11 protein-coding genes are annotated in these 12,176 nt (G+C 73.8%); 9 read left to right on the top strand and 2 right to left on the bottom strand.

Going from position 1 to position 12,176, the window contains the following annotated elements; genetic code table 11:
- Together Ani05nite_RS12935 and Ani05nite_RS12930 are read left to right on the top strand one after the other, a co-directional pair.
- Positions 1-499: FG-GAP repeat domain-containing protein (locus Ani05nite_RS12935; RefSeq protein ID WP_203768220.1), on the top strand; the 499-nt coding region annotated here is incomplete at its 5' end.
- Positions 500-757: 258 nt separating this feature from the next.
- Positions 758-1,894, top strand: coding sequence for a pectinesterase family protein (locus tag Ani05nite_RS12930; protein WP_239129820.1), 1,137 nt, complete (start codon positions 758-760; stop codon positions 1,892-1,894).
- 1,087 nt (positions 1,895-2,981) lie between these two features.
- Here Ani05nite_RS12930 and Ani05nite_RS12925 read toward each other — a convergent pair.
- Complete coding sequence (locus tag Ani05nite_RS12925; protein WP_203768219.1) at positions 2,982-3,887, bottom strand: hydroxymethylglutaryl-CoA lyase; 906 nt, start codon at positions 3,885-3,887, stop codon at positions 2,982-2,984.
- A 94-nt stretch (positions 3,888-3,981) separates the two neighbouring features.
- Here Ani05nite_RS12925 and Ani05nite_RS12920 point away from each other — a divergent pair, with 94 nt between their 5' ends.
- The 5 genes from Ani05nite_RS12920 (at position 3,982) to Ani05nite_RS12900 (ending at position 10,456) form a co-directional block, all read left to right on the top strand.
- On the top strand, positions 3,982-4,626 hold the full coding sequence (locus Ani05nite_RS12920) for a GntR family transcriptional regulator (RefSeq protein ID WP_203768218.1): 645 nt from the start codon (positions 3,982-3,984) through the stop codon (positions 4,624-4,626).
- Positions 4,623-5,816 carry a CaiB/BaiF CoA transferase family protein gene (locus Ani05nite_RS12915; protein WP_203768217.1) on the top strand — a complete coding sequence of 398 codons (1,194 nt, stop codon included), beginning with the start codon at positions 4,623-4,625 and terminating at the stop codon, positions 5,814-5,816. The genes Ani05nite_RS12920 and Ani05nite_RS12915 overlap by 4 nt, the downstream gene beginning before the upstream one ends.
- 12 nt (positions 5,817-5,828) lie before the next feature.
- Positions 5,829-7,895 (top strand): hydantoinase/oxoprolinase family protein, encoded by a 2,067-nt coding sequence (locus Ani05nite_RS12910; protein ID WP_239129816.1) that lies wholly within the window; start codon positions 5,829-5,831, stop codon positions 7,893-7,895.
- A gap of 1 nt (position 7,896) precedes the next feature.
- Complete coding sequence (locus tag Ani05nite_RS12905; protein ID WP_203768216.1) at positions 7,897-9,768, top strand: hydantoinase B/oxoprolinase family protein; 1,872 nt, start codon at positions 7,897-7,899, stop codon at positions 9,766-9,768.
- A gap of 85 nt (positions 9,769-9,853) precedes the next feature.
- The gene (locus Ani05nite_RS12900) at positions 9,854-10,456 is read left to right on the top strand and encodes an isochorismatase family protein (protein WP_203768215.1); all 603 of its coding nucleotides are present in this window, start codon (positions 9,854-9,856) and stop codon (positions 10,454-10,456) included.
- A 1-nt stretch (position 10,457) separates the two neighbouring features.
- Here the strand turns inward: Ani05nite_RS12900 and Ani05nite_RS12895 are convergent, their stop codons facing one another.
- Positions 10,458-11,072, bottom strand: a complete 615-nt coding sequence (locus Ani05nite_RS12895; RefSeq protein ID WP_203768213.1) for a TetR/AcrR family transcriptional regulator — start codon at positions 11,070-11,072, stop codon at positions 10,458-10,460.
- Positions 11,073-11,177: 105 nt separating this feature from the next.
- On the opposite strand from Ani05nite_RS12895, the gene Ani05nite_RS12890 reads away from it, so the two are divergent.
- Positions 11,178-12,002 (top strand): zinc-binding dehydrogenase, encoded by an 825-nt coding sequence (locus Ani05nite_RS12890; RefSeq protein WP_239129814.1) that lies wholly within the window; start codon positions 11,178-11,180, stop codon positions 12,000-12,002.
- A 32-nt stretch (positions 12,003-12,034) separates the two neighbouring features.
- Positions 12,035-12,175 (top strand): hypothetical protein, encoded by a 141-nt coding sequence (locus Ani05nite_RS40990; RefSeq protein ID WP_239129812.1) that lies wholly within the window; start codon positions 12,035-12,037, stop codon positions 12,173-12,175.
- Position 12,176 lies beyond the last annotated feature (1 nt).

Below are 12,176 nucleotides of genomic sequence, written 5' to 3'. Positions count from 1 at the left end.
GGAGGTCCCGGCGGTCGGCGACTTCAACGGCGACGGCAAGGACGACATCGCGACGTTCACCCGGGGCGCGACCGCCGACGTGTACGTGGCGCTGTCGACCGGCTCGTCGTTCTCGGGCACGGGCGTGAAGTGGCACGACTACTTCGCCGTGGGCTCGGAACTGCCCTCGGTCGGCGACTTCAACGGCGACGGCCGCGACGACATCGTGACGTTCACCCGCGGCCCGGCGGCCGACGTGTACGTGGCGCTGTCCCGGGGCTCGTACTTCGCCGGCACGGGCGTGAAGTGGCACGACTTCTTCGCGGTCGGGGCGGAGATCCCGGGCACGGGCGACTTCACCGGCGACGGCCGGACCGACATCGCGACGTTCACCCGGGGCGCGGCCGCGGACGTGTACGTGGCGCGCTCCACCGGCCGCCGGTTCGTCGGCACGGGCGTGAAGTGGCACGACTTCTTCGCGGTCGGGGCGGAGATCCCGCAGCCGGGCATCCTCTGGTAGGCCGGGCACCCCAGCACGGCTGGATCGAGCCGGTGGACCCGTCGAGGGTCTGCCGGCTCGCTGCTGGGGGTGCGCGGCGGTTGATCTGCCGGGCTGGTGTTGCCGGGCCGGGACGATGGCCCGACGACCCGCTGCCAGCCCGACCCCCGGGGGAACCGCCGAGGGTTCGCCGGCTTGGCGTGGGCCATTGACGGACGTGGCTGCGCCTCCTACGGTCGGGCGGAAGGAAAGCGCTTACCTCATGCCCCGGGAGGATCCATGGATCGCCGCACCCTGATCAGGCTGGCCGCGAGCTCCGGCGTGGCGATCGCCGCCGGTTCCGCCGCCGGTGGGCGATCCGCCCAGGCTGCCCCGGCCGGCCGCGCCCCGGCCGGTCCCGTCCAGGCCGGCCCGGCCAGGTCCGGTCCGGCGGGGTCCGGTCCGGCGGGGTCCGGCACGCGCAGCACGGTCGCCGCCGACGGCAGCGGCGACTTCACCACCGTCCAGGCGGCGGTGAACGCCGTGCCCGCCGGCAACGCGACCCGCCAAACCATCGACATCGCGCCCGGCACGTACCACGGCCAGGTGATCATCCCCGCCGACAAGCCGCACATCCTGCTGCGCGGCCGCGGCCGCCGCCCGGAGCACGTGGTGATTACCGACGACCGGGCCAACGGCACCCCGCGCCCGGACGGCGGCACCTGGGGCACGTCCGGCAGCGCCTCCGTCACCGTCGACGGGGCCGACTTCGCCGCCCGGAACCTGACCTTCTCGAACTCCTTCGACGAGGCGGCCCACCCGGAGATCACCGGCCGGCAGGCGGTGGCCGTGCTGACCCGCGCCGACCGCATCGAGTTCGACACCGTCCGGTTCCTCGGCAACCAGGACACGCTCTACCTCAACAGCCCCGCCGCCGACGTGCCGGCCCGCATCTACCTGCGCCACTGCTACGTCGAGGGCGACGTGGACTTCATCTTCGGCCGCGGCACGGCCGCCTTCGACCGCTGCCGGATCCACTCGCTCGACCGCGGCTCGGCCACCAACAACGGGTACGTGACCGCGCCGAGCACCAGCATCACGAACCCGCACGGCCTGCTCTTCGCCCGGTGCGCGTTCACCTCGGACGCGCCGCCGGCGAGCGTCTTCCTGGGCCGCCCCTGGCACCCCAGCCAGGACCCGAACGCGATCGGCCAGACCGTCATCCGCGAGTCGTGGCTGGGCGCGCACATCGGAGCGACCCCGTGGAGCGACTTCGGCACCTGGCCCTGGCGGGACGCGCGGTTCGCCGAGTACCACAACCGCGGGCCGGGCGCGCTGGTGACGCCGGACCGCCCGCAGCTCACCCCGGAGGAGGCGGCCGACCTGACCGTCGCCGCGTTCCTCGCCGGCGCCGACGGCTGGTCCCCGCAGTGCTGAGCGGGTCGGTCCACGACCGGACGGCCCGCTTCCCTCGCTGGGCGGCCGGGCCGCCGGCGCTGAGGGAGGCCGCCACGCCAGATTGGTGCCAGGCCCGTGTCGACGAAGGGGCCGAATAGACACGTCGAATGCATTCTCGTCCAAGCCTCCCGGCGACGCCCGTGCCCGTCCACCGGCGCGACAACGGCCTCGGAATGCTACGGCTATTCGAGGTGGTCCCGGCCGATGAAGGGGCCAGCGGTGAAGGGTATTTCTGCCTTGATCGTCGGCGGCGGTCGCGGCTGGCGCGGTGGTTGGGAATGGCGCGGCCGGCAAGCTGGCTGGAGCGCCGTGGCGTGTTTGGCCGTCCTCGCCGGGCGGCGGGTGTGGCCGGCGGGCGCGCGGTCGAGTGTCCGGAGCGGCGCGGTTGGGCGCGGAGACCGGCGCGGTCGAGCGGGTGTTCGGGGCGTCGCGGTCGGGCGGGGGAGTCTGGGGCGGCGCGCTCAGGTGACTGGCACGGGCCGGAGTCCGGGCCGGTGTCGCTGGTCGGCGCGGCTGGGTGACCAGCATGAGCGGGTCTCCGGGCCGGCGCGGCCGGTCGGCACGCACCGCCACGGACGCGCCCGCTGCCGGCTCAAGACCGGCGCATGCACCCGATCCCGTGCGCTCCCGGCGTCGCGGCAGATCTCGCGCGGCCGAGGCCTCCTGACCTGACGCGGCAGCGTGGTGTCCGCCCGGCTGAGAAGGCGACGCGCGATCGGACAGCTGATGGGAAGGATGCAGCGCGCGACCCGCCGGCCTGGCCCACAGACGCCGCAGCCGCTCGGCGTGCCGTCGTGCCAGTCCCCAGTTCCGACGGCGCTGCTGATCGCGGCGGAACTGCTCCCGCCCGGCCGAACAGGTGCGCGACCTGGTGCGGTCGCGCATGGCGGCCAACTCAGCCTTCGCGAACAGGTGAAGCTGCGGCATGCGTCCATTGTCTCGCCCACGGCCGACAGTTTCCGACCCCGACGGCCGGGTCGATCATGCCAATTCATCGCTACGCGCAAAGGAGTGAATTCACCCGGGATCGGAAAGGAGCGCGAACGGCCTTGACGAATCGCCTGCCCTACGGCTGGGCGCCCGGAAACACCCCCGCCCGCCGCAACTGCCCCGGCACCTCATGCCCGAGCAGCCCACCCAACCGCGCCCCCAACGGCAGCAGCCCCGCGACGTCCACCCCGGTCTCGTAGCCGCTGCGGCCGAGCAGGTACAGCAGGTCCTCGGTGGCGATGTTGCCGGTGGCGTTCGGCGCGAACGGGCAGCCGCCGATCCCGCCGGCGCTGCTGTCCAGGGCCACCGGGTGGTCGCCGGCCAGGTCGGCCGCGGTGAGGGCGTTGGCGTAGCCGGTGTTGCGGGTGTTGTGGAAGTGCCAGCGCAGCGGCACCCCGGGCGCTTCGGCCGCCGCCGCGGCGGCCAGGGCGCGTACCTGGGCCGGGACGCCGACGCCGATGGTGTCGGCCAGTGCGAGCTCGTCGGGGCGGGCGGTGGCGCAGCTCGCGATCACCTCGCGGACCCGGTCGGTGGTCACCTCGCCCTCGAACGGGCAGCCGAACGCCGCCGCGACCGAGACCGTCGTGCGCAGACCGGCCGCCCGTGCCCGTTCGGCGATCCGGTGCCAGGCCGCGATGCCGCCGGCCGTGTCGACGCCCTGGTTGCGCCGGCTGAAGGTGTCCGTGGCGACCACCACGACGTTGACCTCGTCCATGCCCGCGGCGATGGCCCGGTCGAGGCCGCGCTCGTTGAGCACCAGGCCGATCCAGGACACCCGGCCGCGCGGCAGCCGCGCGGCGACCTCCTCGGCGTCGGCCAGCTGCGGCACCCGCCGGGGGTTGACGAAGCTGGTCGCCTCGATGCGGCGCAGCCCGCTGGACACCAGCGTGTCGATCAGCGCCAGTTTGTCGGCGGTGGGCACCGGGACGGCCTCGTTCTGCAGGCCGTCGCGGGGGGAGACCTCCACGATCGAAACGCTCATTGCATACAACCTCTCGACATCGTGGACACCTCTCTTGCGCAAACACCCGGGCCGTGACAAGGATTGCATGCAATCGAGCGGAACGGGAGGCCCGGTGCGACCAGCAGCGGAACAGGCGGCGCAGTCCCTGCGGGAGGAGATCCTCTCCGGGGTGATCGCGTCCGGGGCCCGGCTGGGCGAGGCCGAGCTGGCCAGCCGGCTGCGGGTGAGCCGCACGCCGATCCGGGAGGCGCTGACCCGGCTCGCCGCCGAGGGACTGGTCGAGCTCCAGCCGAACCGCGGCGCGCGGGTGGCGACCTGGTCCACGGCCGAGCTCCGCGACATCTTCGAGCTGCGGCTGCGGCTGGAGCCGTACGCGGTCCGCCTCGCCGTCCCCCGGCTCGGCCCGGAGCAGCTCGACGAGTTGCACGAGCTGGCCGAGTCCATGCTGCGCACCGGCCGGCCCGGCCGCCGGCAGGACCTCACCCCGATCGTCGAGGCCAACCGGCGCTTCCACGGGCTGTTCATCGAGGCGGCCGGGACGGCGCCGCTGGCCGCCGCGCTGCGCGGGGTCACCCACGCCGCCGTGGTCCACCAGAACTTCCACGACTACACCCCGGAGGCGCTGCTGCGCAGCCTGCACCACCACGTCGAGATGGTCGCCGCCGCGCGGGCCGGCGACGGTGACTGGGCCGAGGCGATCATGCGGGCCCACCTCTACAACGCCCGCGCCACGATGATCGGGGTACCGCGCTCATGACTCTTCCGCTGGACGATCTGCGCGTCGTGGAGTTCGGCCAGTTGCTGGCCGGGCCGTTCTGCGGCCAGCTGCTGGGCGACTTCGGCGCCGAGGTGATCAAGGTCGAGGATCCGGCCAAGGGCGACCCGATGCGCGAGTGGGGCCGGGAGAAGCCGCACGGCAAGTCGCTGTGGTGGCCGGTGGTGGCCCGCAACAAGAAGTCCATCACCTGCAACCTGCGCGAGCCGGAGGGCCAGGCGCTGATCCGCCGGCTCATCGACAGCGCCGACATCGTCGTGGAGAACTTCCGCCCCGGCACCCTGGAGCGCTGGGGGCTGGGCCCGGAGACGCTCTGGCGGACCAACCCCGGCCTGATCATCACCCGGGTGACCGGCTACGGCCAGACCGGGCCCTACGCCGGCCGGGCCGGCTTCGGCTCGATCGGCGAGGCCATGGGCGGCATCCGGTACGTGATGGGCGACCCCGAGGGCCCGCCGGTGCGCGCCGGCATCTCCCTCGGCGACTCGCTGGCCGCGGTCTACGCCTGCCTCGGCACCCTGGTCGCCGTGCACAGCCGGGGGCGCACCGGCCGCGGCCAGATCGTCGACTCGGCCATCTACGAGGCGGTGCTGGCCATGATGGAGTCGCTGCTGCCGGAGTGGGCGGTCGCCGGCTACCAGCGCGAGCGCACCGGCGCCACGCTGCCGAACGTCTCGCCCAGCAACGTCTACCCGACCGGCGACGGCGACCTGATCCTCATCGCCGCCAACCAGGACACCGTCTTCGGCCGGCTCGCCGCGGCGATGGACGAGCCGGAGCTGGCCCGGGACCCGCGTTACGCCACCCACTCGGCCCGCGGCGCCGCGATGGCCGAGCTCGACGACCACATCGCCCGCTGGACCTCCACGCTGGGCGCCGAGCAGCTGCTCGAGACCCTGCACGGCAACGGCGTGCCGGCCGGGCGGATCTTCCGGGCCAAGGACATGTTCGGCGACCCGCACTTCGCGGCCCGCGAGGCCATCGTCCGGGTGCCGCACCCCGACTTCGGCGAGCTGCCCATGCAGAACGCGACCCCGCGGCTGTCCGCGACCCCCGGCGCCGTCCGCACCGCCGGGCCGGCCCTCGGGGAGCACAACGACGAGATCTACGGCGGACTGATCGGCCTGGACGACAAGGAGCAGGTACGCCTGCGCGCAGCCGGAATCATCTGAGAAGGGAGCGAGATGTCATATCGACTCGGCGTGGATGTGGGCGGGACCTTCACCGACGTGCTGCTGGTCGACGAGGAGTCGGGGTCGACCTGGCGGGCCAAGACCGCCTCGACGCCGAGCGACCAGTCGATCGGGGTCCTGCACGGCATCGACAAGGTGTGCGCGGAGGCCGGCGTCGAGCGCGGCGACATCGCGCACGTGCTGCACGGCACCACCGTCGCGACCAACGCGATCCTCGAGGGCAAGGGCGCCACGGTCGGGCTGGTGACCACCCGCGGGTTCCGCCAGGTGCTGCAGATCGCCCGCTCGTTCGTGCCCGGCGGGCTGGCCGGTTGGATCATCTGGCCCAAGCCGGAGCCGCTGGCCGCGCTGGAGAACACCGTGGAGGCGCCGGAGCGGATCGGCAGCGACGGCAGCGTGGTGCTCGCGCTCGACGAGGAGGCCACCCGCGCGGCGCTGCGCGTGCTGCGGGCCAACGGCGTCGAGGCCCTCGCGGTCTCGCTCATCAACGCCTTCGCCGACGACCGCCACGAGCGGCGCATCGCCGAGCTGGCCGCCGAGGAGCTGCCCGGCGTCGAGGTCTCGCTCTCCAGTGTGGTCCTGCCCGAGATGCGCGAGTACGAGCGCGCGCTGACCACCGTGGCCAACGGCTACGTGCAGCCCCAGGTCGCCCGGTACGTGGCCAACCTGTCCGCCCAGCTGACCCGGCAGGGCGTACCCGGGGAACTGTCCATCCTGCGCAGTGACGGCGGCCTGTCGGCGGCCGAAGCGGCCATCTCCGCGCCCGTCACCATGCTGCTGTCCGGCCCGGCCGGCGGGGTCACCGGCGCGGTGTGGGTGGCCGAGCAGTCCGGCCACACCGAGCTCATCACCTTCGACATGGGCGGCACCTCGACCGACGTCGCGCTGGTGCGCGGCGGCACGGCCCGGATCGGCCGCGAGACCAAGGTCGGCGACCTGACGGTCCGGGCCTCCGCCGTCGACGTGCGCACGGTCGGCGCGGGCGGCGGCTCGATCGCGCACGTACCGCAGCTCACCCGGGCGCTGCGGGTCGGTCCGCAGTCCGCCGGGGCGGAGCCGGGACCAGCCGCGTACGGCAAGGGCGGCGCCGAGCCCACCGTGACCGACGCCAACGTGGTGCTCGGCTACCTGCCCACCACGCTGGCCGGCGGCGAGATCACCCTGGACCGGGAGGCCGCCCGGGCCGCCGTGCAGACCGTCGCCGATGCCATGGGCCTGCCCAGCGCCGAGGCCGCCGCGGCCGGGATCATCGACATCGTCAACGAGAACATGCTCGGCGGCCTGCGGCTGGTCAGCGTGCAGCAGGGCTTCGACCCCCGCGACTTCGCCCTGGTCGCCTTCGGCGGCGCCGGGCCGCTGCACGCCAACGCGCTCGGCCGGCTCACCGGCGCGTGGCCGGTGATCGTGCCGCCGTCGCCCGGGGTGCTCTGCGCGCTCGGCGACGCCACCACCTCCGCCCGCGACGAGTCGGCCCGCACGGTGCTGCGCAAGCTCGACGAGCTGGACGCGGCGGAGCTGCGCGCCGTCTTCGGCGAGCTGGCCGAGTCCGCGTCGCGGCGGCTGGTCGGCCAGGGCGTCCCGGCCGGCGAGCACACCGTCACGTACTCGGCCGATCTGCGGTTCGTGGGGCAGGGCAACGAGCTGGCGGTCACCTTCGACGCCGGACTGCTCGGCGCCGACGACGGCCCGGCCCAGCTCGCCCGGCGCTTCGACGCGGAGCACGAGCGGCTCTTCTCGTTCACCCTGCCGGCCGGGCACGAGCTGGTGAACGCCCGGGCCACGGTCAGCGGGCCGCGGCCGCGGGTCGCCCCGATCCGGCTCGAGCCCGGCGACGGCGACGTCTCGGCCGCCCGCACCGGCGCCACCCGCATCTACGTCGACGGCGACTTCGTCGACGCCGGGCTCTACGACCGGCTCAAACTCCGGGCGGGTGACGTGGTGCCCGGTCCGGCGATCGTCGTCGAGATGGACTCCACCACCCTCGTGCTGCCCGGGCACACCGCCACCGCCGACGCCGGCGGCAGCCTGCTGATCCGTCCCAGCGTTACGGAGGCCTGACATGGCGCGCATCGTCGAGACCGACACCACCGAGGTACCCCGGGTCGAGGTCGACCCGGTGACCCTGGACCTGGTGGAGAACGGGCTGCGCAACGCCCGCTACGAGATGGACGAGGTGCTCTTCCGCACCGCGCTCTCGCCCGGCATCCGCGAGCAGCACGACGAGTTCCCGCTGATCGCCGACCCGGCCGGCAAGATGGTGGTGGGCCAGTTCGGGCTGTCCATCCCGGACTTCCTGGCCGGCTTCGACGGCGACATCGGCGAGGGCGACGTCCTGCTCACCTCCGACCCGTACGCGTGCGGCGCCGCGATCAGCCACGCCAACGACTGGCTGGTGGTGCTGCCGATCTTCGTCGCGGGACGGGTGGTCGGCTGGGCGTCGATGTTCGGGCACATGTCCGACGTGGGCGGCAAGACCCCGTCGTCCATGCCCACCGACGCCCGCACCATCTACGAGGAAGGCGTGGTGATCCCGCCGTTCAAGCTCTACGAGGCCGGCCGGGTCAACGAGGACGCGCTGCGCATCATCCTGAACCAGGTGCGGGTGCCGGACTGGAACCGGGCCGACCTCAACGGGCTGGTCGCCGCCTGCCGCACGGCCGCGCGCCGGGTGCAGGAGATGTGCGCCCGGTTCGGCGTGGAGACGTACCTGTCGGCGCTGGACGCGCTGCTGCAGCGCAACCACGACGCGATGAAGGCGCTGCTGCACCTGGTCTTCGAGGAGGGCCGCACGCTGTCGTTCACCGACTACATCTGCGACGACGGCGTCGGCTTCGGCCCGTACGAGCTGAAGCTGTCGCTGACCCGCACCGGCGACAAGGTGCACCTGGACTTCACCGGCTCGTCGCCGCAGGCGCAGGGCCCGATCAACTACTACCTGAACGAGAACCTGGCCCGGATGTTCTTCGGCATCTACATGATCACCGTGGCCGACCCGCAGATCCTCTGGAACGACGGCTTCTACCCGCTGGTCGACGTGACCATCCCGGACGGCTCGTACTGGAAGCCGAAGCACCCGGCCGCGCTCAACGCCCGCAACCACGGCATCGGCCGGGTCTTCGACCTGTTCGGCGGGCTGCTCGGGCAGACCAACCCGGCGCTGCTCAACGCGGCCGGCTTCTCCTCGTCGCCGCACTTCATGTACTCCGGCAACTACAGCGGGGGCGAGCGCAAGGGCGAGTGGTTCCAGCTCTACTCGATCGGCTTCGGCGGCATCCCGGGCCGCCCGCTCGGCGACGGGCCGGACGGGCACTCGCTGTGGCCCAGCTTCGTCAACATCCCCTGCGAGTTCCTGGAGTCGTACTATCCGCTGCGGATCGAGAAGTGGGAGACCATCGCCGACACCGGCGGGGCCGGTCTGCACCGCGGCGGCAACGGTGTGGACGTCGCGTACCACTTCCTCGAGCCGGGGACGATCGCGATCCACGACGACCGCTGGCTGATGTACCCGTGGGGCGTCAACGGCGGCGCGCCCGGCGCCCGCGGTCGCAAGTGGATCGACCGGGTCGACGGCAGCCGGGAGATCCTGCCGAGCAAGTGCCACGACGTGCCGGTCCGCCCCGGCGACGTGCTGCACTTCGTCACCTGGGGCGGCGGCGGCTGGGGCGACCCGCTGCTGCGCGATCCCGAGCTGGTCGGCCTGGAGGTGCGGCGCGGCCTGGTCACCGCCGCGGGGGCGCGGCGCTACGGCGTGGTCGTCGACGACGCCGGCACGACCGACCCGGCGGCCACCGAGGCATTGCGGGCGCAGCTCCGCGCCGGGCGCCCGGAGGAGCTGCCCGTGTTCGACATGGGCCCCGGGCTGGACGAGATCCTGGCCCGGTGCGAGGAGGAGACGGGGTTGCCCGCGCCGACCCGCCCCGTCTGGGCATGACCGACTGCACCGAGCGGCACTCAGCCGCACCGCGCCGCGGCCCGGCAGGCGAGGGCCAGGAGGGCATGTCGAAGGGTGGCCCAGCATGACCGGCCCGTTCGGTGGTGAGCTGGGGTGGGGCCGGCGGCCCGCCCTGCTGGTCATCGACATGATGCGGGCGTACTTCACCCCCGGGAGCCCGTTCGACCTGGGCTCCCGGGCGGCGGTGGACGGCTGCGCCGCGCTGCTGGCCGCGGCCCGGGACGCCGGGCTGCTGGTGGTGCACACCCGGGTGCGGTACGCGGCCGGGCTCGCCGACGGCGGCCTGTTCGTCCGCAAGGTGCCGGGCCTCGCGCTGCTCGCCGAGGGCGCCGGCGACCTGGGCGAGCTCGTCGCCGAGCTGACCCCGCGCCCCGGCGAGCCGGTGGTGGTCAAGCAGTACGCGTCCGCCTTCTTCGGCACCTCGCTGGCCGCCACCCTCACCGCCGCCGGCGTCGACACCACGGTGATCGCCGGGGTGTCGACGTCGGGCTGCGTGCGGGCCAGCGCGACGGACGCGATGCAGCACGGCTTCCGCCCGATCGTGGTGGCCGACGCGTGCGGCGACCGCACCCCGGCGGTGCACGACGCCAACCTGTACGACCTGGCCGCCAAGTACGCCGACGTCACCACCGTGGCGGCGGTGCGCGCGCACCTGGCGGCCCGCTGACTCAGCGCGCAGCCGCCGGCAGCGCGTCCCACGCGGCCATCGCGCAGCCGATGACCGCTTCCAGTTCGGCGCGGGTCGCGCCGTCGCGCGCCTGCAGGGACAGGCCCTGCACCACGGTGGTGTAGTAGCGGGCCAGGGCGTCGAGGCCGGCGGGCGACGCGGTGAGATCGCCGTCCGTGACGCCCCGGGCGAGGCGGTCCCTGATGGCGGTGTGCTGGCCGCGCCGGCGGTCGGCCAGGAAGTCGCGGACCGCGTGGTTCTCCACCGCGCCGGTGGGCGCGGCCAGCACGAGCATGCAGTAGTGCGGCGTGTCCGGGCGGGTGATCTCGTCGGCGGTGGCGCGCAGCATGGCGTGGACCGCGGCCCGCGCGGTCGGCTGCTCGCGCAACGCGCGCCGGGGCGGCTCGCCCGAGGTCACGCCGTAGAGCGCCATCACCTGGCGGAACAGCTCCTCCTTGCTGCCGAAGCAGGCGTAGATGCTGGCCGAGGCGATGCCCATGGCCTGCGCGAGGTCGTTGAGGGAGGTGCCCTCGTACCCCCGCTCCCAGAACAGGTCCAGCGCCCGGCGCAGGGCCGTGTCCGGGTCGAAGGTGCGCGGCCTGCCGCGGGTAGCCATCCAGGGATCTCCGTACTTCTTGGTCGATCGTTCAACTTTACCTTGACCTCCGGAGGGTGGTGCGCTAATTGTTGGTCAATCGACAAACAAAGGACGGCACCCGCCATGAGCACTCCCGCGACCATGCGCGCCCTGCAGCAGACCTCCCTGAGCGGCCCTCGGGACCTGCGCCTGATCGCCGACGCGCCGGTACCGAGCCCGGGCCCCGGCGAGGTGCTGATCCGGGTCACCGCCGCCGGGGTCAACTTCGTCGACATCTCCCAGGCGTACGGCACGTTCGCCGGTGGCCCGCGGCCGCCGTACGTGGCCGGGATCGAGGGCGCCGGTGAGGTCACCGCCGTCGGCGAGGGGGTGACCGGCCTGGAGCCTGGCGTCCACGTCATCGGGGTCGCCATGGGTGGCGGCGCCTTCGCCGAGCACATGCTGCTGCCCGCGGCCGCGGCGGTCCCCGTGCCGGCGGGCTGGTCCGACGAGCAGGCGCTGGGCCTGGTCGTCAACTGGCCGACCGCCCTGGCGGCGCTCAAGCCGCTGGGCGGTGTCGCCGCGGGGCAGACGGTGCTGATCACCGCCGCCGCCGGCGGGACCGGCCAGGCCGCGGTGCGGATCGCCAAGCATTACGGCGCGACGGTCATCGCGTCGGCCTCGCCCGGCAAGCACGAGGTGGTACGGGCCCTGGGCGCCGACCACGTCATCGACGCCCGCGGTGCGGACCTCGCCGCCGAGGTGCTGCGGCTGACCGGCGGCGCCGGCGTCGACCGGGTGCTGGAGTCCGTCGGCGGCGCCACCCTCGACGCCGGCCTGGCCGCGGCCAAGCGGGTCACCGGCCGGGTCGTCGTCTACGGCCTGGCCGGCGGGGAGGCCGCGATCACCAACCGGGACCTGGTCTACCGGCACCAGGTCCACGTCATCGGCTCAACATCGGCGTTCTGATCCAGGCCGCTCCGCAGCTCTTCGGCGAGCTCATGGGTGAGCTGGCCGCGCTGCTCGCGGCCGGGGTGCTCGGCCCCGGCCGGCCCACCGTCCATGAGCTGACCGACGGCCCGGAGGCGCTCGCCGAGCTGGAAGCCCGTGCCACCGTGGGCAAGCTGGCACTGCGGCCCTGAG

The organism is Actinoplanes nipponensis (assembly GCF_016862275.1).
GTDB classification, from domain to species: Bacteria; Actinomycetota; Actinomycetes; order Mycobacteriales; family Micromonosporaceae; genus Actinoplanes; species Actinoplanes nipponensis.
Note: the sequence above shows the minus strand (reverse complement) of the source record. Positions and strands in the feature narration are given on the sequence as shown.

Coding starts and splice junctions, on each gene's coding strand:
- Ani05nite_RS12915 (WP_203768217.1), top strand. CDS start 4,623: ATGACTCTTCCGCTGGACGATCTGCGCGTCGTGGAGTTCGGCCAGTTG.
- Ani05nite_RS40990 (WP_239129812.1), top strand. CDS start 12,035: ATGGGTGAGCTGGCCGCGCTGCTCGCGGCCGGGGTGCTCGGCCCCGGC.
- Ani05nite_RS12895 (WP_203768213.1), bottom strand. CDS start 11,072: ATGGCTACCCGCGGCAGGCCGCGCACCTTCGACCCGGACACGGCCCTG.
- Ani05nite_RS12890 (WP_239129814.1), top strand. CDS start 11,178: ATGAGCACTCCCGCGACCATGCGCGCCCTGCAGCAGACCTCCCTGAGC.
- Ani05nite_RS12905 (WP_203768216.1), top strand. CDS start 7,897: ATGGCGCGCATCGTCGAGACCGACACCACCGAGGTACCCCGGGTCGAG.
- Ani05nite_RS12925 (WP_203768219.1), bottom strand. CDS start 3,887: ATGAGCGTTTCGATCGTGGAGGTCTCCCCCCGCGACGGCCTGCAGAAC.
- Ani05nite_RS12900 (WP_203768215.1), top strand. CDS start 9,854: ATGACCGGCCCGTTCGGTGGTGAGCTGGGGTGGGGCCGGCGGCCCGCC.
- Ani05nite_RS12910 (WP_239129816.1), top strand. CDS start 5,829: ATGTCATATCGACTCGGCGTGGATGTGGGCGGGACCTTCACCGACGTG.
- Ani05nite_RS12930 (WP_239129820.1), top strand. CDS start 758: ATGGATCGCCGCACCCTGATCAGGCTGGCCGCGAGCTCCGGCGTGGCG.